30 protein-coding genes are annotated in these 25,010 nt (G+C 61.0%); 8 read left to right on the forward strand and 22 right to left on the reverse strand.

The genetic code is table 11. The annotated features are described in order from the left end of the window. The first annotated feature begins 38 nt into the window (after nucleotides 1-38). Nucleotides 39-641: a COG3904 family protein gene (locus ACR0AM_RS16575; RefSeq protein WP_480623502.1), complete on the forward strand. Its 603-nt coding sequence runs from the start codon at nucleotides 39-41 to the stop codon at nucleotides 639-641. Nucleotides 642-702: 61 nt separating this feature from the next. Here the strand turns inward: ACR0AM_RS16575 and ACR0AM_RS16580 are convergent, their stop codons facing one another. From ACR0AM_RS16580 to def (ACR0AM_RS16600), 5 genes are read right to left on the reverse strand one after another with little or no spacing between them, the layout of a single operon-like run. After that, nucleotides 703-939 (reverse strand): GlsB/YeaQ/YmgE family stress response membrane protein, encoded by a 237-nt coding sequence (locus ACR0AM_RS16580; protein WP_480473887.1) that lies wholly within the window; start codon nucleotides 937-939, stop codon nucleotides 703-705. 1 nt (nucleotide 940) lies between these two features. Then, entirely contained in the window at nucleotides 941-1,177 is a 237-nt protein-coding gene (locus ACR0AM_RS16585) for a hypothetical protein (protein ID WP_267364066.1), read from the reverse strand. Nucleotides 1,178-1,187: 10 nt separating this feature from the next. Further along, nucleotides 1,188-2,096 carry a methionyl-tRNA formyltransferase gene (gene fmt, locus ACR0AM_RS16590; RefSeq protein WP_480605983.1) on the reverse strand — a complete coding sequence of 303 codons (909 nt, stop codon included), beginning with the start codon at nucleotides 2,094-2,096 and terminating at the stop codon, nucleotides 1,188-1,190. A gap of 53 nt (nucleotides 2,097-2,149) precedes the next feature. Continuing rightward, nucleotides 2,150-2,644 (reverse strand): peptide deformylase, encoded by a 495-nt coding sequence (gene def, locus ACR0AM_RS16595; protein WP_480623503.1) that lies wholly within the window; start codon nucleotides 2,642-2,644, stop codon nucleotides 2,150-2,152. Next, nucleotides 2,641-3,159 carry a peptide deformylase gene (def, locus tag ACR0AM_RS16600; RefSeq protein ID WP_480623504.1) on the reverse strand — a complete coding sequence of 173 codons (519 nt, stop codon included), beginning with the start codon at nucleotides 3,157-3,159 and terminating at the stop codon, nucleotides 2,641-2,643. Before def (ACR0AM_RS16600) ends, def (ACR0AM_RS16595) begins: the two co-directional genes overlap by 4 nt. Before the next feature lie 94 nt (nucleotides 3,160-3,253). Here def (ACR0AM_RS16600) and ACR0AM_RS16605 point away from each other — a divergent pair, with 94 nt between their 5' ends. Continuing rightward, nucleotides 3,254-4,426, forward strand: a complete 1,173-nt coding sequence (locus tag ACR0AM_RS16605) for a MalY/PatB family protein (protein ID WP_480623505.1) — start codon at nucleotides 3,254-3,256, stop codon at nucleotides 4,424-4,426. A 147-nt stretch (nucleotides 4,427-4,573) separates the two neighbouring features. Here the strand turns inward: ACR0AM_RS16605 and ACR0AM_RS16610 are convergent, their stop codons facing one another. Then, on the reverse strand, nucleotides 4,574-4,927 hold the full coding sequence (locus ACR0AM_RS16610) for a hypothetical protein (RefSeq protein ID WP_480494662.1): 354 nt from the start codon (nucleotides 4,925-4,927) through the stop codon (nucleotides 4,574-4,576). A 212-nt stretch (nucleotides 4,928-5,139) separates the two neighbouring features. Here ACR0AM_RS16610 and ACR0AM_RS16615 point away from each other — a divergent pair, with 212 nt between their 5' ends. Continuing rightward, the gene (locus ACR0AM_RS16615) at nucleotides 5,140-6,129 is read left to right on the forward strand and encodes a glutathione S-transferase family protein (RefSeq protein WP_480623506.1); all 990 of its coding nucleotides are present in this window, start codon (nucleotides 5,140-5,142) and stop codon (nucleotides 6,127-6,129) included. Here the strand turns inward: ACR0AM_RS16615 and ACR0AM_RS16620 are convergent. Next, nucleotides 6,111-6,473, reverse strand: coding sequence for a response regulator transcription factor (locus tag ACR0AM_RS16620; RefSeq protein ID WP_209506176.1), 363 nt, complete (start codon nucleotides 6,471-6,473; stop codon nucleotides 6,111-6,113). The genes ACR0AM_RS16615 and ACR0AM_RS16620 overlap by 19 nt on opposite strands. A 185-nt stretch (nucleotides 6,474-6,658) precedes the next feature. Here ACR0AM_RS16620 and cobD point away from each other — a divergent pair, with 185 nt between their 5' ends. Genes cobD through ACR0AM_RS16635 form a run of 3 tightly spaced genes read left to right on the forward strand, consistent with a single transcriptional unit; the run spans nucleotide 6,659 to nucleotide 9,716 of the window. After that, complete coding sequence (gene cobD, locus ACR0AM_RS16625; RefSeq protein ID WP_480605966.1) at nucleotides 6,659-7,624, forward strand: threonine-phosphate decarboxylase CobD; 966 nt, start codon at nucleotides 6,659-6,661, stop codon at nucleotides 7,622-7,624. Then, nucleotides 7,621-8,541 carry an adenosylcobinamide-phosphate synthase CbiB gene (cbiB, locus tag ACR0AM_RS16630; protein ID WP_480623507.1) on the forward strand — a complete coding sequence of 307 codons (921 nt, stop codon included), beginning with the start codon at nucleotides 7,621-7,623 and terminating at the stop codon, nucleotides 8,539-8,541. The genes cobD and cbiB overlap by 4 nt, the downstream gene beginning before the upstream one ends. Before the next feature lie 11 nt (nucleotides 8,542-8,552). Further along, nucleotides 8,553-9,716: a lytic murein transglycosylase gene (locus tag ACR0AM_RS16635; protein WP_480623508.1), complete on the forward strand. Its 1,164-nt coding sequence runs from the start codon at nucleotides 8,553-8,555 to the stop codon at nucleotides 9,714-9,716. A gap of 75 nt (nucleotides 9,717-9,791) precedes the next feature. Here the strand turns inward: ACR0AM_RS16635 and ACR0AM_RS16640 are convergent, their stop codons facing one another. From ACR0AM_RS16640 to ACR0AM_RS16660, 5 genes are all read right to left on the reverse strand, one after another. Beyond that, complete coding sequence (locus ACR0AM_RS16640) at nucleotides 9,792-10,592, reverse strand: hypothetical protein (protein ID WP_480623509.1); 801 nt, start codon at nucleotides 10,590-10,592, stop codon at nucleotides 9,792-9,794. Nucleotides 10,593-10,864: 272 nt separating this feature from the next. Further along, nucleotides 10,865-11,215 (reverse strand): hypothetical protein, encoded by a 351-nt coding sequence (locus ACR0AM_RS16645; RefSeq protein ID WP_480494786.1) that lies wholly within the window; start codon nucleotides 11,213-11,215, stop codon nucleotides 10,865-10,867. Between the two features lie 53 nt (nucleotides 11,216-11,268). Continuing rightward, nucleotides 11,269-14,724: a chromosome segregation SMC family protein gene (locus ACR0AM_RS16650; protein WP_480623510.1), complete on the reverse strand. Its 3,456-nt coding sequence runs from the start codon at nucleotides 14,722-14,724 to the stop codon at nucleotides 11,269-11,271. Nucleotides 14,725-14,864: 140 nt separating this feature from the next. Continuing rightward, nucleotides 14,865-15,290: a hypothetical protein gene (locus ACR0AM_RS16655; protein WP_480494675.1), complete on the reverse strand. Its 426-nt coding sequence runs from the start codon at nucleotides 15,288-15,290 to the stop codon at nucleotides 14,865-14,867. A 26-nt stretch (nucleotides 15,291-15,316) separates the two neighbouring features. Further along, on the reverse strand, nucleotides 15,317-16,510 hold the full coding sequence (locus ACR0AM_RS16660; RefSeq protein WP_480554740.1) for an aminotransferase-like domain-containing protein: 1,194 nt from the start codon (nucleotides 16,508-16,510) through the stop codon (nucleotides 15,317-15,319). A 150-nt stretch (nucleotides 16,511-16,660) separates the two neighbouring features. Between ACR0AM_RS16660 and ACR0AM_RS16665 the strand changes: the two genes are divergently transcribed. Further along, nucleotides 16,661-17,431, forward strand: a complete 771-nt coding sequence (locus tag ACR0AM_RS16665; RefSeq protein WP_267365974.1) for an FCD domain-containing protein — start codon at nucleotides 16,661-16,663, stop codon at nucleotides 17,429-17,431. Between the two features lie 30 nt (nucleotides 17,432-17,461). Here ACR0AM_RS16665 and ACR0AM_RS16670 read toward each other — a convergent pair whose 3' ends face one another. The 7 genes from ACR0AM_RS16670 to ACR0AM_RS16700 form a co-directional block, all read right to left on the reverse strand. After that, on the reverse strand, nucleotides 17,462-18,316 hold the full coding sequence (locus tag ACR0AM_RS16670; protein WP_480623511.1) for a hypothetical protein: 855 nt from the start codon (nucleotides 18,314-18,316) through the stop codon (nucleotides 17,462-17,464). A gap of 180 nt (nucleotides 18,317-18,496) precedes the next feature. Beyond that, nucleotides 18,497-19,057, reverse strand: a complete 561-nt coding sequence (locus tag ACR0AM_RS16675) for a F0F1 ATP synthase subunit B (RefSeq protein WP_480494680.1) — start codon at nucleotides 19,055-19,057, stop codon at nucleotides 18,497-18,499. Nucleotides 19,058-19,062: 5 nt separating this feature from the next. Beyond that, nucleotides 19,063-19,614 carry a F0F1 ATP synthase subunit B' gene (locus ACR0AM_RS16680; protein WP_480623512.1) on the reverse strand — a complete coding sequence of 184 codons (552 nt, stop codon included), beginning with the start codon at nucleotides 19,612-19,614 and terminating at the stop codon, nucleotides 19,063-19,065. Nucleotides 19,615-19,700: 86 nt separating this feature from the next. Then, complete coding sequence (locus tag ACR0AM_RS16685) at nucleotides 19,701-19,925, reverse strand: F0F1 ATP synthase subunit C (RefSeq protein ID WP_005981269.1); 225 nt, start codon at nucleotides 19,923-19,925, stop codon at nucleotides 19,701-19,703. Between the two features lie 48 nt (nucleotides 19,926-19,973). After that, nucleotides 19,974-20,759, reverse strand: coding sequence for a F0F1 ATP synthase subunit A (locus ACR0AM_RS16690; protein ID WP_267366759.1), 786 nt, complete (start codon nucleotides 20,757-20,759; stop codon nucleotides 19,974-19,976). 2 nt (nucleotides 20,760-20,761) lie between these two features. Next, a complete protein-coding gene (locus ACR0AM_RS16695; RefSeq protein ID WP_480473911.1) occupies nucleotides 20,762-21,094 on the reverse strand; it encodes an AtpZ/AtpI family protein in 333 nt (110 codons plus the stop codon). Between the two features lie 184 nt (nucleotides 21,095-21,278). Then, nucleotides 21,279-22,190: a DMT family transporter gene (locus ACR0AM_RS16700; RefSeq protein ID WP_480494686.1), complete on the reverse strand. Its 912-nt coding sequence runs from the start codon at nucleotides 22,188-22,190 to the stop codon at nucleotides 21,279-21,281. Between the two features lie 84 nt (nucleotides 22,191-22,274). Here ACR0AM_RS16700 and ACR0AM_RS16705 point away from each other — a divergent pair, with 84 nt between their 5' ends. Beyond that, entirely contained in the window at nucleotides 22,275-22,610 is a 336-nt protein-coding gene (locus tag ACR0AM_RS16705) for an ArsR/SmtB family transcription factor (RefSeq protein WP_480473915.1), read from the forward strand. Here the strand turns inward: ACR0AM_RS16705 and ACR0AM_RS16710 are convergent. The 3 genes from ACR0AM_RS16710 to ACR0AM_RS16720 form a co-directional block, all read right to left on the reverse strand. Then, a complete protein-coding gene (locus ACR0AM_RS16710) occupies nucleotides 22,607-23,020 on the reverse strand; it encodes a universal stress protein (protein ID WP_480473917.1) in 414 nt (137 codons plus the stop codon). The two genes, ACR0AM_RS16705 and ACR0AM_RS16710, sit on opposite strands and share 4 nt — an antisense overlap. A gap of 125 nt (nucleotides 23,021-23,145) precedes the next feature. After that, nucleotides 23,146-24,060: a DMT family transporter gene (locus ACR0AM_RS16715; RefSeq protein ID WP_480623513.1), complete on the reverse strand. Its 915-nt coding sequence runs from the start codon at nucleotides 24,058-24,060 to the stop codon at nucleotides 23,146-23,148. Further along, nucleotides 24,057-24,935 carry a LysR family transcriptional regulator gene (locus tag ACR0AM_RS16720; RefSeq protein WP_480623539.1) on the reverse strand — a complete coding sequence of 293 codons (879 nt, stop codon included), beginning with the start codon at nucleotides 24,933-24,935 and terminating at the stop codon, nucleotides 24,057-24,059. Before ACR0AM_RS16720 ends, ACR0AM_RS16715 begins: the two co-directional genes overlap by 4 nt. Nucleotides 24,936-25,010 lie beyond the last annotated feature (75 nt).

A 25,010-nucleotide genomic window follows, 5' to 3' on the forward strand; every position in this document is an offset into this window, starting at 1 on the left:
GGCTGATAGCTGTTTGGAACGCGCAGCCCGGAGGCCAAATGCCGTTCAGACTTACATCGATTGCGGTCTCACTGGCTTTGCTGGCCTCATGCGGCGCATATTATGCACCCGTCCGCTTTGTTGCTGAGGGTGACCGGATCATCGCCTCGGGCACGATTGACGAAACAACGCTGTCCGCTTTCGAAGACGTCACCGCGGAAAATCCCGAAGCGCGCACGCTGGTGCTGCAATATATCGAGGGGTCGGTGGATGACGACGCCAATGTCATCTTCAGCCGAGAGGTGCGCAAGGCCGGGTTCGATACCGTTGTGCCCTCGGACGGTCTGGTTGCCAGCGGCGGCACCGATTTGTTTCTGGCTGGACACCGACGTGTTTTGCAACCGGGGGCCTGTGTCGGTGTTCACAGCTGGGCCGGATCGGGGCTGGTGGCCACGGAGTTGCCCAAAGATGACCCGGAACATGACCGCTATCTGGATTACTTCAGGGACATTGGCGTGGATGAGGCGTTTTACTGGTACACGCTGTATGCGGCCCCGGCCGACAGCATCCACTGGATGACTGCCGTCGAGGTGAACCGGTTCGATATGACGACGAAAGCCTCCCCGGCGCTTGGTTCAGCGCTGGAGTGCGACGAGCGCTGATCTGCTGCACTATCTTGTCGAGTGAAGGTTTCCAGGACGGAATGCGCGGCCAAGGAATATGCTAGCGGCGCAGGTAGGTCTGCCAGATCCAGATCACCAGCAATGCGCCCAGAACCGCGCCCACAAAGCCCGACATCCAGCCCATAACGGTTATCAGAAACCGCAGAACGAACCCTCCGATCAGGGCCCCGAAAACACCGATCAGCATGGTGGTTGGAATGTCCGCCTCGATCCGCATCAGGCGGGTGGCGAGGAACCCCGCGGCAGCGCCGATGATGATCAGGGCGACGACGGGCATGTCATTTTCGCCAATGGGTCGGCACGATGATCAGCGCGCCGATAGACGAGATCACCGCATCCAAACCCGGAGGGCCAAAGCTGATGCCGAACATGATGCGGATGAAGTAGAACAGGAACGCCCCGCCCACGCAGATGATGATCGACTGAAGATAGCCGTTATGGGTGAACCCGGTCTGTTCGGACAGATATCCGACGATCCCGGCAATCACGACGGTCCCCATCATCACCATGAACATCGGGCTTCTCCTAGGTCAGGCGGGTGCCGGTGGGAATGGGCCAGCCCCGCAGGAAGGTTTCCCTATCCTGCGCGCCTTTGCCCGCCCGTTGCAAGCGCAGCAGTTCGACCGCGCCCTGACCGCAGGCCACGTGCAGGTCGTTGTTCAGAACCTCACCCGCTGCGCCCTGCCCGTCTGCCAGCCGCGATGCCAGCAGCTTGATGCGTTCGCCATTCATTTCGGTCCACGCGCCGGGAAAGGGTGACAGTCCGCGAATTTGCCTGTCGACCTCAACCGCCGGGCGCGTCCAGTCGATGCGGGCCTCGGACTTGTCGATCTTGGCGGCATAGGTCACGCCATCCTCGGGCTGCGGTTCCGGTGTGAGATCCGGCAGCTTGGCCAGAGCCTCGACGATCAGCGCGGCCCCCATGGCCGAGAGCCGGTCATGCAGATGCGCGGTGGTTTCTTCAACCTCAATCGCGGTTGCCTGTCGCAGCAGGACCGGGCCGGTGTCCAGACCGGCCTCCATCTGCATGATGCAGATCCCGGTTTCGGCATCGCCGGACATGATCGCCCGGTGGATCGGGGCGGCACCGCGCCAGCGCGGCAGCAGGCTGGCGTGGATGTTCAGGCAGCCGTGTCGCGGCGCGTCCAGAATGGGTTGCGGCAGGATCAGGCCATAAGCGACGACGACGGCGATATCGGCGTTCAGCGCGGCAAACGCGGTCTGTTCGTCAGCAGATTTCAGAGAGGTTGGGTGGCGGACGGGCAGGCCCAGCGCCTCGGCCCGGGCGTGAACCGGTGTCGGGCGGTCTTTCTTGCCACGTCCGGCGGGGCGCGGGGGCTGGCAGTAGACGGCGGCGATGTCGTGCCCGGCCCTGACGAGTGCGTCCAGCACCGGGACCGAAAAATCGGGGGTTCCCATGAAGATGATGCGCATCGTTGGCTCCGGCAGTTGGGACGGGTGCCGGGCTGAAGCCCGGCCTAGGGACGTCAGGGTTGTTTGCGGGCCTTGCGCAGCAGCATGTCACGTTTGACCTTGCTGAGACGGTCGAAATACATCCGTCCGTTCAGGTGGTCTATCTGGTGCTGCACGCTGGTCGCATCGATCCCGACGAAATCGCGGCGATCCAGCATGCCATGTTCGTTCAGGAACTTCACGGTCACCGCGCGAGGGCGTTTGATTTTGGCCGAGACGCCGGGCAGGTTCGGGCTGGCCTCTTCATGTTCGCGCAGCTCGATCGAACTGTGCAGGATTTCCGGGTTTGCCAGACGCACGGCCCGGCCCCGTTCGGCAGAGCCGTCAACAACGGCAAGCCGCAGCATCACCCCGATCTGTGGCGCGGCAAGACCGACGCCGGGCATCGCCTCCATCGTGTCGATCATGTCGTCCCAGATGGCGCGGACCTCATCGGTGATCTCGGGCACCTCATCCGCCTTGGTGCGCAGGCGTTTGTCAGGCCATGGCAGGCAGGTACGAACGGTCATGCACGAGCCCGTTCGCGTTTGAGCTTTTGCATCTTGCGGGTGATCATCTGCCGTTTCAGCGGCTTGAGATAGTCAATGAACAGCTTGCCGTCCAAGTGATCGATCTCGTGTTGAACACAGGTGGCCCAGAGCCCGTCAAAGGTTTCCTGTTGCAAGTTTCCGTCGCGGTCCATCCATGTCACATCGACCACTTTGGGGCGCGTCACCTCGGCGTATTGATCAGGGATCGACAGGCAGCCTTCCTCGTAGACATTGGTTTCTTTCGAGGCCGCGATGACCTGCGGGTTGAACATGATCAGCGGGCGCGGCGCCTCGCCTTCTTCCTTAATGCAATCCAGCACGATCAAGCGATCCAGCACGCCGATCTGTGGCGCGGCAAGGCCAACACCCGGGGCGTCATACATCGTTTCCAGCATATCATCGGCCAGTGCGCGCAGGTCGTCCGTGAGGTCGGCCACGGGGGCGCAGACCTTCTTGAGACGGGGGTCGGGATAGATCAGGATGTTACGTTTCATGAGGCTGATTTAGGCCATCCCGCCCCGCGCCGCAACGCCCCCCTTGCACCTGCCTGAATTGCGGTTAGCTTTCGGTCGAGAAAATGGAGCAGACATGACCTTCAACGACCTGATCGACCGCCGGGGCACCAACAGTTCCAAATGGGACAAGATGGAGATGCTGTATGGCGTCTCGCCCGAGGATGGGCTGGCCATGTGGACGGCCGATTCCGACTACCCGACAGCCCCCTGCGTGATCGACGCGGTGCGCAAGGCCGCGGATCACGGCGTGTTCGGGTATTCCTGGGCGCACCCGGAGTATCTGGCCTCGGTCCAGTGGTGGATGAAAACCCGCCACGACTGGGAGATTGACACGGACTGGGTTCTGACCACTCAGGGCTTGGGCAATGCAATCGCCCTGTCGCTGGATGTCTGGACCGATCACGGTGATGGCATCGTGATCTTTACCCCCGTTTACCATGAGTTTGCCCACAAGGTGAACAAATCGGGCCGCCGGGTCGTGGAATGCCCTTTGGTGCGGGACGGGGAAAGTTATGGCCTTGACCTGGACGACGCCCAGTCGCGGCTGGACGGGTCCGAGAAGATGTTGCTGTGGTGTTCGCCGCAGAACCCGTCGGGCCGGGTCTGGACGCCGGAGGAACTGCGCGCCGTGGCCGCATTTGCCGAGCGCAACGGGCTGATCCTTGTCTCGGACGAGATTCACCACGATCTGGTCTATCCCGGTGCCAAGTTTGTGCCGATGGATGTGGCGGCCCCGGATGCGCGGCCTTGGACGGTGACGCTGACAGCGGCATCGAAGACCTTTAACATCGCCGGGCAGCGCACCGGCAACATGATCATTCCCGACCCCAAACTGCGCGAGGCGATGAAGCATCGGTTGACAACGCTGGATTATGGCCCCAGCGCGTTGGGTGTGGCGATGATCACCGCCGCCTACAGCCCGGCCGGCGCGGAATGGGCAGATGCCCAGATCGCGCATCTGGAGGAAAACCGGCGTCTGTTCGACCAGACCATCGCCGAGATTCCGGGCCTTTGGTCGATGCCTTTGCAGGCGACCTATCTGGCCTGGGTCGACTTTTCCGGCACCGGCATGGATCACACCGAGTTTGTCCGCCGCCTGCGCGAGGATGCGCGGATTGCAACCTCGTCCGGGCCCGGCTTTGGCACTGGCGGAGAAACGTTTGAACGGTTCAACCTGGCCACACAACGGGCGCGGGTCGAGGACGCCTGCGCGCGACTGAAACGGGCCTTTGGCGACCTGCAATAAGCCAAGCGGTGGCTGGATTGACTGGCCTCACGATGAACCGCGCCTGTTGTCCGGGCGCGGACCCCATGGCGAATTCCATAGCGATAGCCAGCCCTACGGCATGGTGGGCGTCACCCTGACCGAACCCGGGACGATGAAAATCCGAGCCTAGTCTTCGTAGCCCAGCAGTGCGATGGGCGCATCCGGGGCGCGGTAGAAATCCAGCGGTGCCTTGTCATGGGCGGCGGTGCTGCGCTTGAATTCGTATCGCATCTCTCCGCCTTCATCCTGATCGGCAATGATCAGGCATTGATACATAAGATTGGCCCCGTCATAGATATCGACCAACCCGCGCAGGCGCGGTGTTGTTTCCGCCTCAACCGTGAAACCATCTTTCCACAATTTGAGAATTTTATAGGTATTGTCGCCCATTTGGACACGAAGGCGACTGGCCTTTTTCAATGTGGCGATTCGGGCCGCATCCAACTCGGCGCGTATTTCCTTTGAAACATAAGTACTCATTAAATCATTCCCCCGCTAATGACCTCTATTGTGCGGGAACTGTTGTAAAAATCCAGTGAACGCGTTCACGGAACTGGCTGTGCCTGCGGTTTGTTGCACAGAAATCCCAGCATTGGCTGTGCGCGCATGCAGGTCTTGTGCGCGGGCAAATGCATAGGAACGGGCGGGGCTTGGACCTATCTTTGACCAAACGCCTGTGCGGAGGATGAGATATGGGCCTGCTGGTCGACGGAAAATGGCAAGACACCTGGTATGACACCAAATCCACCGGTGGCGCATTCAAACGCAGCGCGGCGCAGTTTCGCAACTGGCTGACCGCCGATGGCCGCGCGGGACCGTCGGGCAAAGGCGGGTTCCGGGCCGAAGCCGGGCGGTATCACCTGTATGTCAGCCACGCCTGCCCCTGGGCGCATCGCACCCTGATCTTTCGCGCGTTGAAAGGGCTGAGCGATCTGATCCCGGTTTCGGTCGTGCATCCCGACATGCTGGACCAGGGCTGGACCTTTGAGGTGGATGATCACGGTGCCACGGGTGACATTCTTTACGGGCTGAGCCATGCACATCAGATCTATACCAAGGCGGATCCGTCCTATTCCGGTCGCGTCACGGTTCCGATCCTGTGGGACAAGGTGCAGGAGACCATCGTTTCGAACGAAAGTTCGGAAATCATCCGCATGTTCAATTCGGCCTTCAACGATATCACTGGCAATACGGACGATTACTGGCCCGAGGCGATGCGGGACGAGATCGAAGAGGTCAACGCGCGCATCTATTCAGACGTCAACAACGGCGTCTACAAGTCGGGCTTTGCCACCACGCAGGACGCCTATGACGCTGCCGTACACCCATTGTTCGACACGCTGGACTGGCTGGAGGAGCGTCTGGCCCGGAACCGTTACCTGATGGGGGATCGGATCACCGAAGCCGATTGGCGGTTGTTCACAACCCTGATCCGCTTCGACCCGGTCTATCACCTGCATTTCAAGTGCAACCGGCGGCGCCTGGTCGATTACCCGAACCTATGGGCCTATACGCGTGAGCTGTATCAATGGCCCGGTGTCGCCGAGACCGTGAACATGGCCCACATTGTGCGCCACTATCACTACAGCCATGACAGCATCAATCCGCACCGGATCGTTCCGGTGAACCCGGTACTGGATTACATGGAGCCGCATGGACGCGGTCAGCGCCCCGCAGCGTAATGTTCGACCATCGCCGCCAGATCCTCTGGCGGCGTTTCGCTTTGAACATAGGCACAGGCATTGGGACTGTGCGCAAAAATCGACCCGTCGGAAAAGAAGGTGGTGTTGGTGACAAAAATCACCCGCGCCTCGGGGCGGCGATAGCTGGCAAAATCGGCCACAGCCAATGCGCTTCCGGTTTCCAGAACCAGATCCAGCACGATGATATCAAAATCCGTGCCATAGAGCGCCAGAATGGCGGCCTCCTGAGCGTCAACCAGCGTGACTTCGGCGTCTTGCCGCTCCAGATGTCTTTTCCAGACCCGACCAAGGTCGGGGTTACTCTCAACAATCAGAACTTTCATTTGCAACAACCTCGGCACTTGGTATGGTGAGTGGTGCCGACCCCCGTGGTCCGTGATCTCGTTATTTCCTTAACAAAGTGTTAACAGCAGCCGCACGCTTGCGTGTTCGGGCGGATTTGCTTGTGTAAATGGCAAAAATCCGCTTGAAGCACCCCGAAACCGGTCAATCCCCGCAGAGAGAGCAGATGAGTACACTTGATCACGGCTTGGACCCCCGCGCAGTTCGCGACCACGGCGGGGGGCTGGACAGGGCGATTGTCAGGTATGGTGGAACGCGCGCAGATTGGATCGATCTGTCGACCGGAATCAATCCGCATCCTTATGCAGTCGCGGGTCTGACCGCCGGAGATTGGGCCGAATTGCCGGATCACGGTGCCTTTGAACGGCTGAGTGATGCGGCCCGCAGGTTCTGGAACGTGCCACAGGGGGCTGAGATCCTGCCGGCACCCGGTGCATCGGCTGTCATCTCTCGCATTCCGGCGCTGGCCGCGCCAGGTCGTGTCCAGATCACACTGCCCACCTATAACGAACACGCCGCCGCCTTTTCGGCGCAGGGGTGGCGTGTTCAGCCTGAGGGCGCGGCTGACGCCCGCGTGATCGTGCATCCAAATAACCCGGACGGACGTATCTGGCAGGAAAGCGACGTCTCGGCCCCGCTGACCGTGATCGACGAGAGCTTTTGCGATGTCACGCCAGAGGTATCGTTGATCCATCTGGCGGAACGTCCCGGCGTGATCGTGCTGAAGAGCTTTGGCAAGTTCTGGGGGCTGGCCGGGATGCGGCTTGGGTTTGCCATCGGGCGGCCTGAACTGATCAACCGCCTGAACGACCTGACCGGACCCTGGTCAGTGTCCGGCCCGGCCCTGCGGGTTGGGACACAGGCCCTGTCGGACGATGACTGGGCCGATGCCACGCGCGCGCGACTGGCGGATGAGGCGGCCCGGCTGGATGCGCTGATGCTGACCAGGGGCGCAAATATTGTCGGTGGCACCAGCCTGTTTCGTCTTTACAAAGTCGATGACGCCTTGGGCTGGCAGGACCGGCTGGCCCGCGCCCATATCTGGAGCCGTATCTTTCCCTATTCAGCAACCTTTCTGCGTCTGGGTCTGCCGCCAGAAAAGGGCTGGGACAGGCTGGAGGCCGCGCTGTGAGCCCTGCCCTGATGCTGGTCTGCGCCCTGTGTCTGGACGCGGCACTGGGAGAGCCCGATTGGCTCTGGTCCCGCGTCAAACACCCGGCGGTGATGATCGGCAACCTGATCGGCTGGCTGGACAAGTGCCTGAACCACGGAAGCAGACGGAGGCTGAAAGGGGTGGCCGTGCTTGCCCTTCTGATCTGCGGCGCATGGGGTCTTGGGTGGGGTCTGTCGCAGCTGGGGCCGGTGGTTGAAATTCTTTGCTGCGCAATCCTGTTGGCGCAAAAGTCGCTGGTTGCCCATGTCCGCGCGGTTGGTTACGGGTTGCAATCTTCGCTGGAAGACGGGCGGGCGCAGGTGGCTATGATCGTCTCGCGCGACACGCAGGATATGACCGAAGCACAGGTGGCGCGTTCCGCCATCGAAAGTGCGGCAGAAAACCTGAGCGACGGGGTCATTGCCCCCGCATTCTGGTTTCTGGTCGCGGGGCTTCCGGGATTGCTGGTGTACAAGGCGGTGAACACCGCCGACAGCATGATCGGTTATCGCACCGAAACGTACCGCGATTTTGGCTGGGCCGCGGCCCGGTTCGACGACCTGCTGAACCTGATCCCTGCCCGACTGACCTGTGTGATGATCGTGGCGCTGTCCGGCCAATGGTCTCGCTGGTCTGAGATGGTGCGGGATGCGCAACGCCATATCTCACCCAACGCTGGCTGGCCCGAGGCCGCCATGGCCCGCGCCCTGAATGTCGCGCTGGCTGGGCCGCGCAGCTATGACGGGCAGGTGCGCGACCTAGCCTGGGTCAATGGCGACGCCCCGCGCGAGATCGGTGCATCAGAAGTTTTTCGCGCATGTGACATGCTCTGGCGGGTTTGGGGGCTTGCGCTTGGGCTCGTGTCAGTGTGGGTTGGGACCAAACTGATATTCTGACGGACCTTTTCATGCGTATACTCTCTGGCCTGATCGCCGCTGCCCTGTTCACCTCACCTGCGCTGGCGCAATGTGGCGGTGGTTTTAATTCCTTTGTCAAAGGGCTGAAGGCCGAGGCCGTGCAGCAAGGTTTGGACAAATCAGCAGTGAACGGGTTCTTTGACGGGGTGCAGCAGGACAGCGCCGTGCTGAAGGCCGACCGGGCGCAGGGCGTTTTTCAGAAGCCCTTTGTTGAATTTTCTCGTCGTCTGATTTCTCAAAACCGGATCGAGCGCGGGCAAGCGATGTCGCGCAAATACGATGCGGTCTTTGATCGGATCGAGCGGGAATATGGCGTTTCCCGCGGGGTGCTGCTGGCCTTCTGGGCATTTGAAACCGATTACGGATCGTTTCAAGGCGACTTCAACACCCGCAACGCCTTGGTGACGCTGGCCCATGACTGCCGCCGCCCGGAGCTGTTCCGACCGCAGATCTTCGCCGCCATCGAGCTGTATCAGAACGGTGATTTCGACCCGGCCCGCACCACCGGGGCTTGGGCCGGAGAGATCGGCATGGTGCAGATGCTGCCGCGTGACATACTGGAAAACGGCGTCGATGGTGACGGTGACGGGCATGTCCGCCTGAAGAGCTCGGCCCCTGATGCGCTGATGTCGGGGGCCAGAATGCTGTCTCATCTAGGATGGCGCGCGGGTGAGCCTTGGTTGCAGGAGGTCACCGTGCCCGCGCAGATGGACTGGTCCCTGTCCGGCCCCGGCAAACCGCGTTCGGTGGCGGAATGGCAGGCGATGGGCGTTCAGGCGCGCGGCGGGTCCTTGGCCAACCTGCCCGCCTCGCTGATCCTGCCACAGGGGCGCAACGGGCCTGCCTTTCTGGCCTACCCCAATTTCGACGTCTATTTCGAATGGAACCAGAGCTTTGTCTATGTTCTGACCGCCGCTTATTTCGGAACACGGCTTGAGGGCGGCCAGATCTATGATGCGGGCAATCCCGCGCAGGGCCTGAATGGCGCACAGATGAAACAGTTGCAGACCAAGCTTCAGGCCAAAGGATATGATGTCGGCAAGATCGACGGGATTCTGGGGTCAGGGACGCGAGCTGCGACGCAGGCGGAACAGAAACGTCTGGACCTGCCCGCGGACGCATGGCCAACGATGGAATTGCTGGAAAAAATCTGATCCAGCGGCCCGCACCGCTGCGGTATGGCGCAAAACCCCAAGATTATTCGACGATATCGGCACCGACGCCGCTGATTATGTGACCGGATATTTCTCGGGGTCAATTCCATGTCTTTGACAGACAAAATCGATGTAACTTCCCTTTGGAGTAATACCACCGAATTTGCTGCGAATACCACTGCGGGTTTCGCCCTGGAAGTGGTGAAACCGGGCCCAATCGGGTTCGTAGTCTTCAATGTTCTCGACCGGGTCCAGAAACCCGCGACGCGGCCAATACAAAATCCAATGCTGGCCTCGGTCGATTTCACCGGTGACCCCCAGCGCCCAGCGGGTCACGCTTGGGCCGGTTGTCGTCCACGGAAGGTCATAGAGCGTGATTGTCTCGCCCGCTTCATAGCGTTTGACCAGTTTCTCAACACGATCACTGCCCAACCAAAACGGGATCGGGACTTCTGACTCAAGGAAATTCAGGATCAGCCTCAGTGCCAGAGAATTTTTGGGAAGGCGCAACACGCAATTGTTCATCGCCTTATTGCGCCAGACGACACCAAACAGATAGTCCGGTGGAACATCCAGCGGCCGGATGCAGTAGATATCCAGATCAACCCACACATAGTCGGTTTTTTGCAGCATGTGGATACGGAAGATGTCTGAATAGACCGCCATCCGTCGTCGGCCACCGGTCAGGTTTTCGGTGGTTTCATCTGTATAGATTTCGCGGGCATCATGAACAACGACGCCTTCGGGAACATCCATGTTCATATCCAGCACGTACAGGTGGAAGACATAGCCATGATCCAGAAAGGACTGAATGCATACTCTTTCAACGCAAGATAACGGCGAACCAAACCAGAAACTTGCAACTTGAAATTCCAAAACAGCACCTCTTGCCCTAAGCCGAAACGGGGTCGCTGCTGCACTAACGAAGCGGTGCGTGGCTCGTCAACCGCGGCGTCGGTTTTGGCACGACTTACCCTGCTTTGCGCCAGCGCGCTGTGTCGAGGTGCCCACAGTTTGGTTCTGGCCTATCTTCGGGCGTGCATTTTTGGGCTAATGTTCCTGGCGTAGCCTTTGGCACCTGCCGCGGGTTCAGTACGCTGCACGGGTTGGTCCATTGCCAAAGTGACCGTCCTGAACTGCTGACTTCCTTATTCGGGCCGCACCGGGTATCGATCCCCTTTCTGATCGATCAAGATCAGCCGCTCGCCGCTGCGGACATACAGGTCGCAGCGGCTGAACCCGTTGCGGTACGCAATGCAGACGGAACCGTCATCGGCGATGGCGTAGGTTCCAAAGGCGGAATCTCCTCCCGCGTAGGTATAGGAATAGGCCCCACCGGCCGAAAACTTGGCCTGACCATCATCGTAGAAGGTCAGCGTCTGGCCTGCGAGGGCGTCAAGCTCGGCCACTGTCAGCGGGACATCGCCGGGTTTGACGGGCCAGTCGGCGGCGACAACCGGGGTGGCGGCGATGAGGGCGGAGATCAGGAAACGCGTCATGAGGCCAAGGTAGCGCGTTATGCCTGCAATCATCATAACGTTGCGGTGAGCGGTCAGGCCACCATCTGCTCGGCCTTCTTCAGATCGACCGAAACCAGCTGGCTGACGCCCTGTTCCTGCATGGTGACGCCGAACAGACGATCCATGCGCGCCATGGTCACCGCGTGGTGGGTAATGATCAGGAAACGGGTGTCAGTCTGGCGGCACATCTCGTCCAGCAGGTCACAAAAACGGGTGACGTTGGCATCGTCCAGCGGCGCGTCGACTTCGTCCAGCACACAGATCGGGGCCGGGTTGGCCAGGAAAACGCCAAAGATCAGCGCGGTCGCGGTCAGGGTCTGTTCGCCGCCAGACAGCAGGCTGAGGGTCGAGAGCTTCTTGCCCGGCGGCTGACACATGATTTCCAGCCCCGCATCCAGCGGGTCATCGCTTTCGACCATGACCAGATTGGCCTCGCCCCCACCAAAGAGATGCTTGAACAGCATCGCGAAGTTCGAGTTCACCTGTTCAAACGCGGTCAACAGACGCTCGCGCCCTTCGCGGTTGAGGCTGGAGATGCCACTGCGCAGAGCTTTGATCGCCTCTTCCAGATCGGCCTTTTCACTGCTGAGCGTGTCAAATTCTTCCTGAACGTCCTTGCTGTCTTCCTCGGCCCGCAGGTTCACCGCGCCCATGGCGTCACGCTGGCGTTTGTGGCGGTTCACTTCGGCTTCCAGAGCATCCGCGGCGGGCATCTGGTCGGGGTTGACGTCCAGCTGGTTCAGCAACTGGTTCGGGGTCAGTTGCTGGTCTTCGGCAATCCGTTCTGCCGCCGCAAGCACGCTTTCCTTTGCCGCGTCACTGCGCGCCTCGGCTGCGGCGCGGTTTTCGCGGGCTTCTGAGGCCAGGCGTTCGGCCTCACGCTCGGCCGTCACCACTTCGCGCAACTGTGTTTCTGCTTCGGCCAGCTTGTCAGCGGCATCGGCCCGCCGGGCTTCGGCGGCTTCGATCAACTCGTTCAGCTCTTCCCGCGCCTCGGCGATTTCGCCGGGGACGGCCATAGCCTCGGTCAGTTCCTCTTCCGAACTTTCCTTGCGCTCGGCCAGTTCCGAAATCCGTTTCTCGGCCGTTTCCAGACGGTGCCGCCAGCCGCTCAGGTCCTTGGTGACCTCCTGCGTGCGTCGGGTGCGGGCGTCGCCTTCACGGCGCAGCTCATCATGGGTCGAGCGGTGGGTCAGCATGGTGATCCGCGCCGCCTCGACCGTCTGCTTGATGTCCTCAACCTCGGCGCGGGCGCTGGCAAGATCACCCAGGTCGTTCAGCGCCGCCTCGGCCTCGCGCAGTTGCACGCGGGCGGACATGGCGTCTTCCTTGTGACGGTCCACGGCGAGGGCCAGGGTTTCCAGCTTGCCCTGCGCGAGGTTGCGATCCGCCTCGGCGCGGCTGAGCTGGCGTGCGGTTTCGGCCATGCGCTGATCGGCGGCACGGCGGGCTTCGCGCGCGCGTCGGTCGGCCTCGGTCACGTCCGCCAGTTGCCGCGACAGGGTTTCATGCGCGGCGCGGGCACCGTCGGCCTGCGCCTCGGTGCGGGCCAGTTCCTGTTTCAGCGCCTCAAGCTTGTTGAGCTGTTCCAGACGCAGCGCCGCCGCACTTGGCGCATCCTCGGCCCAGGCGCGGAACCCGTCCCAGCGCCACAGGTCGCCCGAGCGCGACACAAGACGCTGGCCCGGCTTCAACGACGCCTGCAACCGCGCGCCCTGATCCGCATCGACCAGCCCGATCTGCGCGATGCGACGGCTGAGCCTGTCCGGCCCTGACACGTGCAGCGCCAGCGGGTCGACCCCATCGGGCAAGGGTTGATCGCTGTCATAGCCTGCCACCTGAACCCAGCCGGACGGGCCGTCACCTTCAACCAGCGGCGCACGGAGGTCATCGGCCAAGGCTGCTCCCAGCGCCTTTTCAAAACCCGGTTCCACGCGCAGCAGGTCCATCACCTGCCCGCCTTCGGCCGTGTCGCGTTCCACCAGCTTGGCAAGCGCGGTTGTTTCGGCGCGGATTGCACCCAATTCGCCTTCGGCCTCGGACCGTTGCGCGCGTGCCTCGGCTTCGCGGGCCTGCGTTTCATTGCGCAACTCATCTGCGGCGGCCAGCGCCTCTTCGGCGGCCTCGGCGGCTTCGCGGGCTTCTTCCTCGCTTTCCTGCGAAGTTTCAAACGCCTCGCTGGCACGGGTCAGGGCTGTTCTGGCCTCATCCACGGCCAGGCGGGCTTTTTCCTCTTCGCCCTCAGAGCGTGCCAGCGTCTTGCGGCTGTCTTCGACCAGTCGCTGCGCCGACTGGTGACGGGCGACAAGACGCGCCATATCTTCGGTCTGCTGCGACAGGTGGTCTTCGCGGTTCTGAAGGATCGACGCGGCTTCGCGGGCAATTTCTGCGGCTTCCGCCACCTTCGCGTCATGCCCTTCGGCGGCCTTGGCCAGTTCGCGGGCTTCCCATTCCAGCCGTTCGATCATCTGGCCCGCATCGCGGTTCAGGCCGGTTTCCCGGTCGATATCCTTGCCGAGTTGATGAATGCGGCTGGTCAGTGTTTCAATGGTCTGGCGCGCGCGGGTTTCCTGATCGGTCAGTTGATCGCGCTGCACCTGCTGGCGTTGCAGGACAGCGGCGGCGATGGCCTCTTCCTCGCGCAGAGGGGGCAGGGTTTCTTCGATCCCGGCCCTTTTTGCTGCTGCGGCGCGGGCTTCGGCCTCGGCGCGGGAGGCCTCGGAAATCCGGGCCCGCAGCTTGTCTTCAGCCTGCTGGCGGGCCATGTCGGCCTCTTTCCAGCGGCGATAGAGCAGCATCCCCTCGGCCTGACGCAGCTGTTCGCCGATTTCGCGATAGCGTGCGGCCTGACGGGCCTGACGGGCCAGTTGCGCAAGCTGCCCGCCCAACTGCTCGAGCACGTCATCGACGCGGGTCAGGTTGGCCTCGGTCGCTTTCAGCTTCAGCTCGGCCTCATGCCGACGTTGATAGAGTCCCGAGATCCCGGCGGCCTCTTCCAGAATGCGGCGGCGGGCGCGGGGTTTGGCGCTGATCAGCTCGGCGATGCGGTTCTGCCCCACAAGCGCGGGGGAATGGGCACCGGTCGAGGCATCCGCGAACAGCATCTGCACATCGCGCGCGCGCACATCCTTGCCGTTGGTCTTGTAGGCGCTGCCGACATCGCGGGTGATCCGGCGCACGATTTCAAGCTGGTCGGTGTCATTGAACCCCGCGGGCGCCAGACGTTCGGAATTGTCCATGGTCAGGACAACTTCGGCGAAATTGCGGGCGGGCCGTGTGGCGGCACCGGCAAAGATCACATCCTCCATCGCGCCGCCGCGCATGGATTTGGGGCGGTTTTCCCCCATCACCCAGCGCAAGGCTTCCAAAAGGTTGGACTTGCCACAGCCATTCGGACCCACCACACCGGTCAACCCGTCCGCGATGATCAGATCGGTCGGATCAACAAAGCTTTTGAAGCCGGTCAGTTTGAGCTTGCTGAAACGCAATGGCCGCGTGTCCCGTGATTCCTATGAATTGAAAGTCTGCGCAAGGGATGGGGTCCGAGTCAACGCAGTTGCGCAGGATATGGGATATCAGTGCAAGTTATCCACAACATCTTGCCGAAATGCGCAGGAACACGCGTATGTCAGTATGGGCTGCACTCAAAGACCTGATAGCCGCTGTCGCCTCCGACATTTTCGTAGATACCATAGTCGATACATTCATATCTGGGCGTCGAGACGGCAGTCAGCAGCAGCCGTTCCCCCGCTTCGCGGTCACAACCCAGAACACCAACCGTGACAGCCGCGTCGCCCAGCACGTCGAGGATCGGGCAGCCCGAAACCTGCGCCATGGCCAGCGCGGCGCGATCCCGAACAGGGCCAAGCCGCGGGGCGTATTGCGCGTTGATCCGCACCGCCTCGGCCAGATCGCCGCGCACGCGCACGTCGAACACACTGCCGTTCACCGCCACGCGGGTGGCAGGAACGTCGCGGAAATGCGGGGTCCCGGCGGCGCAGGCGGCCAGCAGAAGAGGTGCGAGAAACCGGATCATGCCGCAGAGTTGCAGCATATTGGTTAACAGAACATTTCCGGACGTCAGGCCCGCAGAACCTCGCCCAACCGGCGGATGCCTTCGCGGATCGTCGCCTCGTCCGAGTTCGAGAAGCTGAGCCGGATCGTGTTTGCCCCGCTGCCGTCTGGGAAAAACGCCTGCCCCGGCACAAAGGCCACTTTCACCGTATCCAGCGCATGCGCCAGCAGGTCAGACCCGCTGATCCCCGCCGGGAGTGTCACCCAGACGAACATACCGCCTTCGGGGCGCGTCCACGCCACCCCGTCGGGCATGTGCTGTTGCAGCGCATCCAGCATCGCATCACGGCGCGCGCGGTAAGTGTCGCGCACTTTCGGGATATGGGTGTCAAAGCACGCTTCCGCGACCTGATGCACGGCCATCTGGTTGATGGTCGCCGAATGCAGATCCGCCGCCTGTTTCAGCAGAACCATCTGCGAGATGATCGGCTTGGCCGCAACCACCCACCCCATGCGCAGACCCGGTGACAGGGTTTTCGAGAAGCTGCCACAGTATATCGTCCGGCAGTTTTCGATCGACCCCTTGCGCGCCTGTTCCAGAGCCAGGATCGGCGGGATCGGATCACCGTCATAGCGCAGCGCCTGATAGGCACCGTCTTCGATCAACGCGCAGTCCAGTTCGTCGGTCAGGTCCAGCAAGGCCTCACGGCCAGGGCGAGTCAGGGTTTCGCCTGTCGGGTTGGCAAAATCGGGCGACAGATAGGCGAATTTCACGGCGCCATTCCCTGCCGCAGCCCTGAATTCATCGGCCCCCTTGTTGCCATTGAGCCGGTCAAAGCGCGGCTCATATGCGTTGAACGCGGCAAGAGCGCCCAGATAGGTGGGCCACCCGACCAAGGCCGTGTCGCCGGGGGACAGGAACAGCTTGCCCAGATAATCCAGCGCCTGCTGCGAGCCCGAGGTGATCAGGACGTTATCCATATCACATTCCACCCCGATCTCGCGCATGTGCTGCACCAGCCACCGGCGCAGGGGCGCATAGCCTTCGCTGACCGAATACTGCAGCGCCTGCGCCTGCATGTCCGGCCCCAATGCCTGCTGAAACGCCTGCGCGAAAGCCTCAGCCGGGAAAAGCGCGGGGTCCGGAATGCCACCGGCAAACGAAATGATACCGGGCTGATCGAGCAGTTTCAGCAGCTCGCGGATTTCTGACGCCTTCATCCGGGAGGCCCGGGTGGCAAACAAAGGGTGTTGGGACATGAGGCTCCTCCGATCTCATTTCGGCGCAGCCTATGCTTTATCAAATTAAAGTCAACACTTCTGACCTAATATTTCAGCGGATTTGACCGGGTATTCTTGAACAGCCCCCCTGTCCATGGTCAAATGAGTTGACCAATTTCGGAACGAACCATGCCTTTTCAGAAAGTTCAGACGGAAAAACTGTCGCTTGCGGTCGTTCGCCAGATCGAGCTGTTGATCCTGCGCGGCATCCTGCGCCCCGGTGAGCGTCTGCCGCCCGAGCGTGAGTTGGCCGAACGGATGGGCGTGTCGCGCCCGTCCCTGCGCGATGCGGTGTCCGAGCTTCAGGAACAGGGGTTGCTGACAACAAAAGCCGGGTCCGGGATCTATGTGGCCGAGGTTTTGGGGTCGGCCTTTTCGCCAGCACTGATCCGGTTATTCAGCAGCCATGACGAGGCCGTATTCGATTACCTGTCCTTTCGCCGCGACATGGAGGGGCTGGCGGCAGAACGGGCCGCGCGGCTGGGATCAGAGAGCGACCTGAAGGTTGTTCAGGCGATCTATGACAAGATGCGGGCGGCCCATGACCGGAACGCCGCGGACCAAGAGGCGCAGCTGGATGCCGAGTTTCACATGGCCATCATCGAAGCCAGCCACAATGTGGTGATGCTGCACATGATGCGGTCAATGTATGACCTGCTGGTGCAGGGAGTGTTCTATAACCGACGGACAATGTTCCGGCAGCGCGCGACCCGCGAGGCCATTCTGGACCAGCACAGCACTATCAACGCAGCCCTTCAGGCCCGCGATCCGGCAGCCGCACGTCAGGCCGTCGAAACGCATTTGAGCTTTGTCGAGCGCTGCATGATCGATCAGCAGAAGGCAGAGCGGAACGAGGCCGTTGCGCAGCAAAGGTTGCAGCACGAAACCCGTCAGGCCTAGCGCTTTCCGAAGGCCTTCCGGGAGCGGAGCTCAGGCGGCCCCGGTCTCGGCCTGGATCAGGTGTGACGGGAAGGGTGTGCCACTGCCTTCGCCCAGATCGTCATTCGGGGCGATGGTTGTCAGGGCCGGGTCGATGAACAGCCGCGCGCCCCGGTCCCTGAGGTGTTTATGCAGCATCACATGTTCGCACACGAGGTCGCCCTTTTCATCCCGGCAGGAATAGCGCAGGCCACGCAGGGCGCGTGTCTTGTACAATCCTGCGCCGCCAAAGGCGCTATCGACCGGTATCAGGGGCATATCGGACGGAATGTGATACTGGCGGTCGAAAACCGCTGATTTCAGCAGAACTTTCCGCCATTTGCGGCGCCCGAACAGGGGCTTGCGCGTTGTCCGAATTCTTTGCCAGACGTCTTCGTCGCACCAGCCTGCGCAGCGCAGGGCATAGATATCGTAATAGGCCGGTTTGGAATTGGCGAAGACACCTTCCCAGCGTGGTACGGAACGTTGTGCGGCCGTCAGAACCGTCTGAGCGTCCAGACAGACATTCGGCCCGTTCAGATCCAGCACCAAGGTCAGGTCGTGACCGCTGTCGCGTTCTTCCAGCCTGTTGAGGACAGCGTTTCTGGCCGCCGTGATGCGCTCGACCCGGTCTGGCAGTCTGGACGCCAGACCGTCCATGCGGACAAGGTCCACATTCGGGTCGCGGCGCGCGAATTCGGACAGAACCCGATCCGTACGATCGGTGTTGTCGTTTGTCGCAATGGTCACGGAATAGCGGTGCAAGCGGGTGGTCAGGTCTTCGATCCTGTTGATGCTTTCGATCAGCGCGGCCCCGCCGTTTCTGACCACCCCAACAATATTCATCGAAACGTTTTCGCCTGCCACGGCCCGTCTTTCCCTGTTCTTTTTGCACCCGTCGATCCCGAAGGGGACCTTCAGACCCTCAGAAGGGTACAGAATCCGGGTGATGTTCCGGTCAATACAATCAGCCCCGCCCCCAAAACAAAAGACCCGACAGCGCAATGCTCTCGGGTCATCTGCGTTTTTTACCTGTCGGTGTCCCCGTCAGTGCAGCTTGGCGCCCACATCTGCGATCGAGACCTCGATCAGCTTGTTCGCCTGCGCGGCTGTCATCTGCTTGGCCAGAACCGAGCCGGCAGCGGCAATCGCAACCGAAACGGCCTGATCGCGCACGTCTTTCACAGCCGAGGCTTCGGCCGAGGCAATCTGGTCCTGCGCAGCAGCCAGACGGCGTTCGATCGACTTTTCGAGATCGACCTTCGCCTGGTCCGCAGCCAGAGCCGCGTCCTGTTTGGCCGCCTCGACAATCGCATCAGCCTGTGCCTGCACTTCACGCTGCTTGCGCTCGTACGAGGCCAGCAGGCTGCGTGCTTCTTCATGCAGGGCGCGGGCTTCGTCCAGCTCGGCCTTGATGCCTTCGGCACGGTTGTCCAGCGCACCGCCGATCATGCCCGGCACCTTGAAGTAGAACAGGACCGCGATGAAAACGATGAAGCCCAGAAGGACCACAAAGTCGGTGTTGCCAAGCGAGAAGAACGGGCCGCTTGCAGCCAGCGCGGGGCTGGCGGCACCAACGATCAGGATAAGGGCAAGAGTGTTCCGCATGTCACTTATCCTTTCATCTGCGTGCCAATGGCACTGTCGATGGCTTTGGCATCCGCCTCGCCGCCCAGCGCGGTGACCAGTTCAGCCGCCGTATCCTTGGCGACCACTTGAATGCTTTCCAGCGCACCGGCACGGATTTCGGCAATTGCCTTTTCCGATTCAGCCGCCTTTGCAGCGATTTCCGCATCCGCCCTGGCAATCGCGTCATCCAGACCAGCCTGGATTTCAGCACGGGCTTCGGCCGCGATACGCTGCGCTTCGGCACGGGCATCGGCCAGCGCCTTGTTATAGGCCTCTTCGGCCTCGACCGCTTTGGCCTTCAGATCTTCGGCCGCAGCCAGGTCATTTGTAATGGTCCCCCGGCGCTCGGCCAGGATTGCCGCGATGCGGGGCAGAGCCACGCGAGACAGGACCAGAAAGATGACGACCAGCGTAATGACCAGCCAGAAAATCTGGTTGGGGAACCAATCGAAGCAGAGCTGCGGCATCCCGATGGCAGAGCCATGCGAGTCGACGCACGCGCCAACTACTTCTTCGCTAATGGGTTCAGTCGCCATGATGTCCTCCGTCGGAACGTTGTCTTTACAACAGGTGGGCCGCTATGGCTTGGACCCACCTGCGCGTAAGGATCAGGTTCCGCAGATTAGACGGCGAACATCAGCAGCAGCGAGACCAGGAATGCGAAGATCCCCAGGGCTTCTGCGAATGCGATACCGATGAACAGGGTTGCGGTCTGCGAAGCAGCCGCCGAAGGGTTGCGCAGGGCGCCGGCAAGGAAGTTGCCTGCAACGTTGCCCACCCCGATTGCGGCTGCGCCGGAACCGATTGCTGCCAGGCCTGCGCCGATGTGTGCGAGATCGCCTTCCATGATGTTTCTCCTTACGAATTGGAAGTTTCGATGTTGGGTTGTCGGACCTTAGTGCGAAGGATGCAGCGCATCTTTCAGATAAACACAGGTCAGAATGGTGAATACGTAGGCCTGAATGAAGGCCACAAGGACCTCGAGACCATACATTGCGGTGATCGCCAGAACTGACACAGGCGAAATCAGGGAAATTGCGGCAAAGCCTGCAAACACCTTGATCACCGCGTGGCCTGCCATGACGTTACCGGCAAGACGAATGGAGTGGCTGACGGGGCGTACGAAGTACGAGATCAGCTCGATGATCGCCAGGATCGGGCGCAGCGCCAGCGGCGCGCTGGAGACCCAGAACAGGCCCAGGAACGCGGCACCGTTCTTGACGAAACCCAGAATGGTCACGGTCAGGAACACGGCCAGCGCCAGCGGGATTGTCACGGCGAAATGCGATGTGGTGGTGAACGAGGTTGGGATCAGACCCAGGAAGTTCGCGGTCACAATGAACATGAACAGGGTCATGACATAGGGGAAGAACTTGACGCCGTCCTTGCCGCAGATGTCTTCCAGCATCTTGTAGATGAAGCCATAGGCCAGTTCCGCAATCGACTGCATCCGGGTCGGGACGATGGCGCGCTTTGACGTGCTGAGAACCAGCAGGCCAAAGATCGCCACGATGGCCAGGAACAGCCACAGGGTCACGTTGGTGGGCGTGTACCAGGCAATCTCGCCACCGAACAGCGGCTTGACGATGAACTGGTCCATCGGGTGAAACACCAGGCTGCTGGCTTCTGCTGCGTGGTCTGCGCCTTCGGCGCCGTGTGCTGCGGTGGTCTCGCTTGCCACGTTCAGTCCCTCTCGTCCTTTTCGGCCTGCATATCGGCCGCTTGTTTATCTTGAACCTCTTGCGCGCTGCGGAGCATAACCTTCACGCCCGCGACAAGGCCCAGCAATGTGAACAGCACCAGAAAGATCGGGATCGTCCCGAGCAGGCTGTCCAGCCCGTATCCGATGCCAAATCCGATCCCAAGACCGGAAACCATTTCGATGACCATCCTCCAGGCAAGCTCGCCCCCGGATATGTCACTGTCAGCGCGGGCAGCCGGCTTTCTGGCCTTTTTCGCCGCCTCGATCTTGGCCTCAAGCTGCGCCATACGCTGCTTTTGGTCGTCATCGGTCACGGACGGAATCCTCGCGCTGTCTTGCGCATGGTGCTAAGGCGCGAAAGGCGCAGAGTCAACGGCGTTGATGGTGTGAAATGACGCAGGCTAATAAATTGTTTTTAAACTGTTATTTTTGGCTTGCTCGCCCGATCGAATTGCCTGCCTTTGGCCTGAGCGGCAGTAATCGCCCCAAAACCCATATTCAACCTTTTGGTTGATCTTTGCGCGCTAGCTGCGGCCACAGGCGTCGAACAAGGCGTCCGTCGATCAGCAAGAGCCCGGCAAAAATCGCCGCCATGCCCATCAAATGTTCGGGTTGCAGAGTTTCCCCCAAAACCCAGGTTCCAAGTATCAGGGCGGAAACCGGTGCGATCAGCGTGACGGTCGAAATGTTGGTTGGCCCGACTCTGGGCAGCAACCAGTAGAAGGCAATGAAAGCGGCCGAGGTCAGCACAAATCCGATCATCAACAACGAAAGCCATGTTTCAGTGCGCTCGATCATCGGCAGGCCTTCACGCCAAAGTGCCAAGGGTAAAATTGCCAAGGCCGCCCCGGTCAGTGCCAGGGCGACCAGCACCACCGGCTGCATGTCGCGGAAGGCCCGCGCAATGTTGACAGAAAACGCGTAACATATGGGTGCGCACAGGGTCAGCAGAACCGCCCAGAACTGAGATGTTTCGCCATTGTGCAAAATCGGGACGGACAACACGACAATCCCAATGAAGCCGCACACGACGCCAAGGGATTTCAACAGCGTCGCACGCTCGCTTCCCGGCCAGAAATGCGAAACGATAACGGCAAAGGCCGGTGTTGTCGCATTCACGATCCCTGCCACGCCGGACGCGATATGCTGCTGCCCAAGCGCATAGAACGCAAATGGTGCAGCATAGCTGAGCGCCCCGAACCCCAGCAGTCCAATGGCGCGCCCGAGTGTCAGGTGAACCGGCATACGGGCGGCAATCACATAGATCCAACAGCCCAGCGCCCCAAATGCAACCCGTCCCAACGATACGGATAACGGCCCAAGTTCGCGCAACAATATGGCGTTGAACATGAAAGACATGCCCCACCCGATGCCAAGGACGCAGATCACCAGCCAGTATTTCAGCGCCATTGCCGCCCCCTTTGTGCATCACCGCTGCACAGTGACGTGATAGGGTAAATTGTCAAACGGGTTCTCGCCCATTAGGAAAGACCCATGTCCAACGATCTCGACACCGTGTTCGCGGCCCTTGCCGACCCCACCCGCCGCGCCATTCTGGCGATGCTGCTGGAGGACGATATGGCCGTGACGGATGTCGCCGAGCCGTTCGAGATGTCGCTGGCGGCGATCTCGAAACATCTGGTCATCCTGACTAAAGCCGGGCTGATATCACAGGAAAAGCGCGGCCGGGTGAAGTGGTGCAAGCTGGAACCCGACGCGTTGCGCACTGCTTCGGTCTGGATGCAGGGGTTCGGCCAGTTCGAACCCATCAACCTGGATGCGTTCGAACGGTTTCTGGAAGTCGAGCTTCCGATCTCGGATGAGGCCTAGCGCACGACGAAAACCGACATGCTGGCATGTTTGGCCAGATATCCGGCGTGGCTGGAAAAGATGTAGTCGGTGATCCGGGGCGCGTGGGTGCCCACGATGATCAGGTCTGCACCAATCTCTTCCGCCGCGCGGGTCAGGTCGCTGTCCACTTCGGCAGCAACATCAACCGAGTGTATCTTGCGCACCGCGACCTCGCCCGCGCCTTCTGATACAAGCTGTTCGGTGAAGTCGGCCAGTTGCTTGTCTATCTCGGCCTCGGTTTCCGAGGATGCACCCATATGGGCCCCGCTGACACTGACCAGAGTGATCTTGGCGCCTTGCCATTTTGCCACCTGCGCGGCGACATCTGCGGCCTTGCGAACCTCGGGCGGCAGGTGGCGGTCAATCGGCAGCATGATATGTTTGAACATAATCTCCTCCTTTTGTCCGCCTTCCAAGGTAGTCCTGAGACCAAGGGCCTGCCTTGATCTGGCTCAACAGATTCTGCTTTTGGAATTCGTGGGCAATCTGTACCGGTTTCAGACCGGGAGCGGCGTTACTCAGCTGCCCGGCGTTGGGGAATGGAGCGCGGGGCCTCTTCTTTCAGCAGCATCAGCAGCGCAATGACCGTCAGCGCCACACCGCCCAGGATCAATCCCGTCGGGACAGGTTTGCCCAGCGCGATTTCCCACAGGATCACCCAGCTTGGCACCAGATAGGTATAGGCCATGACCTTGGCCGACGGCAGCCGGAGCGAGGAGAATTGCACCAGAACGAAACTGGCCGCTGTTGCGAAGAACGAGATATAGAACAACCCGATCCAGACGATGGCGGGAAGAGCTGCCCAATCGGTTGCCTTCAGGTCAGACCAGCCGAACAGGACCAATAACAGGCACCCGGCAACCAGCGTACCGAACGTGAACACGACGGCAGGTTCTCCGCAGTTCAGTCTGCGGATCATGGGGGTGTAAATCGCGTGCGCGACGCATCCCCAGAAATAGATAACCTCGCCCTCGCCGATCTGGAAGGCGCGGAACATCTGCCAGTCGGCCCGAAAGATCACCCACAGCGCCCCAATCGCACCGATGGACAGGGCTATTGCCATGCGCGGCGTGGTGATCTGGCGCAGCAGGACCCAGCCCGCAATGGCCGAGACAACGGGGGTCAGGGTGAAAACCGCGGCAGCGCTGACCGGCGGGGCGGTTTGCAGCCCGTAAAACATCAGGACAAAGTAGGTGGCGAACAACCCGCCCAGCACCAGATACCGCCAGGGCGCCTGCGCGGCACTGCGGGGCAGACCGGTTGTTGCCAAGGCCGCCACACCAATCACCACAGCCGCGAAGGCAAAGCGCACCGCATTCAAGGCAGCAGGGGCAATTTCGTTGGCAATCATCGACCCAAGCGAGAAACTGCCTGCAACAAGTGCCGAAAAAGTCAGCATGGCCAGATGGCCGCGCATCTGCGGATTCATGGGCACCAGCCTTTGGAGGCCTCTTTCAGAAAACTCAGGAACGTTTGCACCTTGGTGGTTCGGTGCAGGTCCACATGGGTCACCAGCCACAGGTTGCCGAACCATTCCGGAAGCGGGTCGATCACTTCGACCAGACTTTCATGACGGGCGGCCTCCCAACGGGCCATGAAGCCGATACCGGCCCCAGCCAGAACGGCCTCGCGCATACAGAAATTGTTGGTGCAGCGAAAGGTAATGCGGTCGGCGGATACCGTGTTGCGCAGCCACCGGGTGAACGGCGCGCGGCTGCCTTCATCGTCAGAGCTGACGAAGTGGTGGTACCCGAAATCCTCGATGCCCGAAGGTTTGCCGTGCCGTTCGATATAAGAGGTGCTGGCATAGAGGCCGACTTCTTCCTGCCGGAAGGGTTGCACAACGTTGTCGGGCTGATCCGGGGCCGATCCCGCACGGATCGCAACATGCGCTTCGCCATATTCCAACCGGAACAGGCGGTCTCCGGTCAGGTAGCGCACGATCAGCTCGGGGTGCATCTTTTGAAATTCGGTCAGCGTCGGCACCACCAATGGCGCGATGGAGCCCAGCGACGTCACCACCAGTTCACCCGATACATCGTCACCGCGCCCCTTCATCCGGCCGACAAGCTGGTTGAACTGGTCTTCGGTGGCCTGCGCCACGCGCAGCAAATCGTCGCCCGCTTCGGTCGGGGTATATCCCCGCGCGTGGCGCTGGAACAGTTTGACACCCAACCGGGCCTCGATCGCGTCGATGTGGCGGATCACTGTGGCGTGGTGCACGCCCAGAACCTCGGCCGCGCCGCTGACGGTTCCCATGCGCGCCACCTGATAGGCGGTCCGCACCTCATCCCAATTGTCCATCGTCACACCGTTCTGTGCAATTTCCAACAATAGCTGTTGATGTATCCGAGTTTTGTTCGCAAACGCAACAGCCAT

The organism is Ruegeria sp. AD9 (assembly GCF_056542305.1).

Excerpts from the sequence above, each read along its gene's own strand:
- ACR0AM_RS16675 (WP_480494680.1), bottom strand. The coding sequence starts at position 19,057 with ATGCGGAACACTCTTGCCCTTATCCTGATCGTTGGTGCCGCCAGCCCC.
- def (WP_480623503.1), bottom strand. The coding sequence starts at position 2,644 with ATGACCGTTCGTACCTGCCTGCCATGGCCTGACAAACGCCTGCGCACC.
- ACR0AM_RS16580 (WP_480473887.1), bottom strand. The coding sequence starts at position 939 with ATGCCCGTCGTCGCCCTGATCATCATCGGCGCTGCCGCGGGGTTCCTC.
- ACR0AM_RS16645 (WP_480494786.1), bottom strand. The coding sequence starts at position 11,215 with ATGACGCGTTTCCTGATCTCCGCCCTCATCGCCGCCACCCCGGTTGTC.
- ACR0AM_RS16705 (WP_480473915.1), top strand. The coding sequence starts at position 22,275 with ATGTCCAACGATCTCGACACCGTGTTCGCGGCCCTTGCCGACCCCACC.
- ACR0AM_RS16710 (WP_480473917.1), bottom strand. The coding sequence starts at position 23,020 with ATGTTCAAACATATCATGCTGCCGATTGACCGCCACCTGCCGCCCGAG.
- ACR0AM_RS16610 (WP_480494662.1), bottom strand. The coding sequence starts at position 4,927 with ATGAGTACTTATGTTTCAAAGGAAATACGCGCCGAGTTGGATGCGGCC.
- ACR0AM_RS16660 (WP_480554740.1), bottom strand. The coding sequence starts at position 16,510 with ATGTCCCAACACCCTTTGTTTGCCACCCGGGCCTCCCGGATGAAGGCG.
- fmt (WP_480605983.1), bottom strand. The coding sequence starts at position 2,096 with ATGCGCATCATCTTCATGGGAACCCCCGATTTTTCGGTCCCGGTGCTG.
- ACR0AM_RS16605 (WP_480623505.1), top strand. The coding sequence starts at position 3,254 with ATGACCTTCAACGACCTGATCGACCGCCGGGGCACCAACAGTTCCAAA.
- ACR0AM_RS16585 (WP_267364066.1), bottom strand. The coding sequence starts at position 1,177 with ATGTTCATGGTGATGATGGGGACCGTCGTGATTGCCGGGATCGTCGGA.
- ACR0AM_RS16720 (WP_480623539.1), bottom strand. The coding sequence starts at position 24,935 with ATGGACAATTGGGATGAGGTGCGGACCGCCTATCAGGTGGCGCGCATG.
- def (WP_480623504.1), bottom strand. The coding sequence starts at position 3,159 with ATGAAACGTAACATCCTGATCTATCCCGACCCCCGTCTCAAGAAGGTC.
- ACR0AM_RS16685 (WP_005981269.1), bottom strand. The coding sequence starts at position 19,925 with ATGGAAGGCGATCTCGCACACATCGGCGCAGGCCTGGCAGCAATCGGT.
- ACR0AM_RS16575 (WP_480623502.1), top strand. The coding sequence starts at position 39 with ATGCCGTTCAGACTTACATCGATTGCGGTCTCACTGGCTTTGCTGGCC.
- ACR0AM_RS16715 (WP_480623513.1), bottom strand. The coding sequence starts at position 24,060 with ATGAATCCGCAGATGCGCGGCCATCTGGCCATGCTGACTTTTTCGGCA.
- cobD (WP_480605966.1), top strand. The coding sequence starts at position 6,659 with ATGAGTACACTTGATCACGGCTTGGACCCCCGCGCAGTTCGCGACCAC.
- ACR0AM_RS16635 (WP_480623508.1), top strand. The coding sequence starts at position 8,553 with ATGCGTATACTCTCTGGCCTGATCGCCGCTGCCCTGTTCACCTCACCT.
- ACR0AM_RS16655 (WP_480494675.1), bottom strand. The coding sequence starts at position 15,290 with ATGCTGCAACTCTGCGGCATGATCCGGTTTCTCGCACCTCTTCTGCTG.
- ACR0AM_RS16615 (WP_480623506.1), top strand. The coding sequence starts at position 5,140 with ATGGGCCTGCTGGTCGACGGAAAATGGCAAGACACCTGGTATGACACC.
- ACR0AM_RS16665 (WP_267365974.1), top strand. The coding sequence starts at position 16,661 with ATGCCTTTTCAGAAAGTTCAGACGGAAAAACTGTCGCTTGCGGTCGTT.
- ACR0AM_RS16620 (WP_209506176.1), bottom strand. The coding sequence starts at position 6,473 with ATGAAAGTTCTGATTGTTGAGAGTAACCCCGACCTTGGTCGGGTCTGG.
- ACR0AM_RS16700 (WP_480494686.1), bottom strand. The coding sequence starts at position 22,190 with ATGGCGCTGAAATACTGGCTGGTGATCTGCGTCCTTGGCATCGGGTGG.
- ACR0AM_RS16680 (WP_480623512.1), bottom strand. The coding sequence starts at position 19,614 with ATGGCGACTGAACCCATTAGCGAAGAAGTAGTTGGCGCGTGCGTCGAC.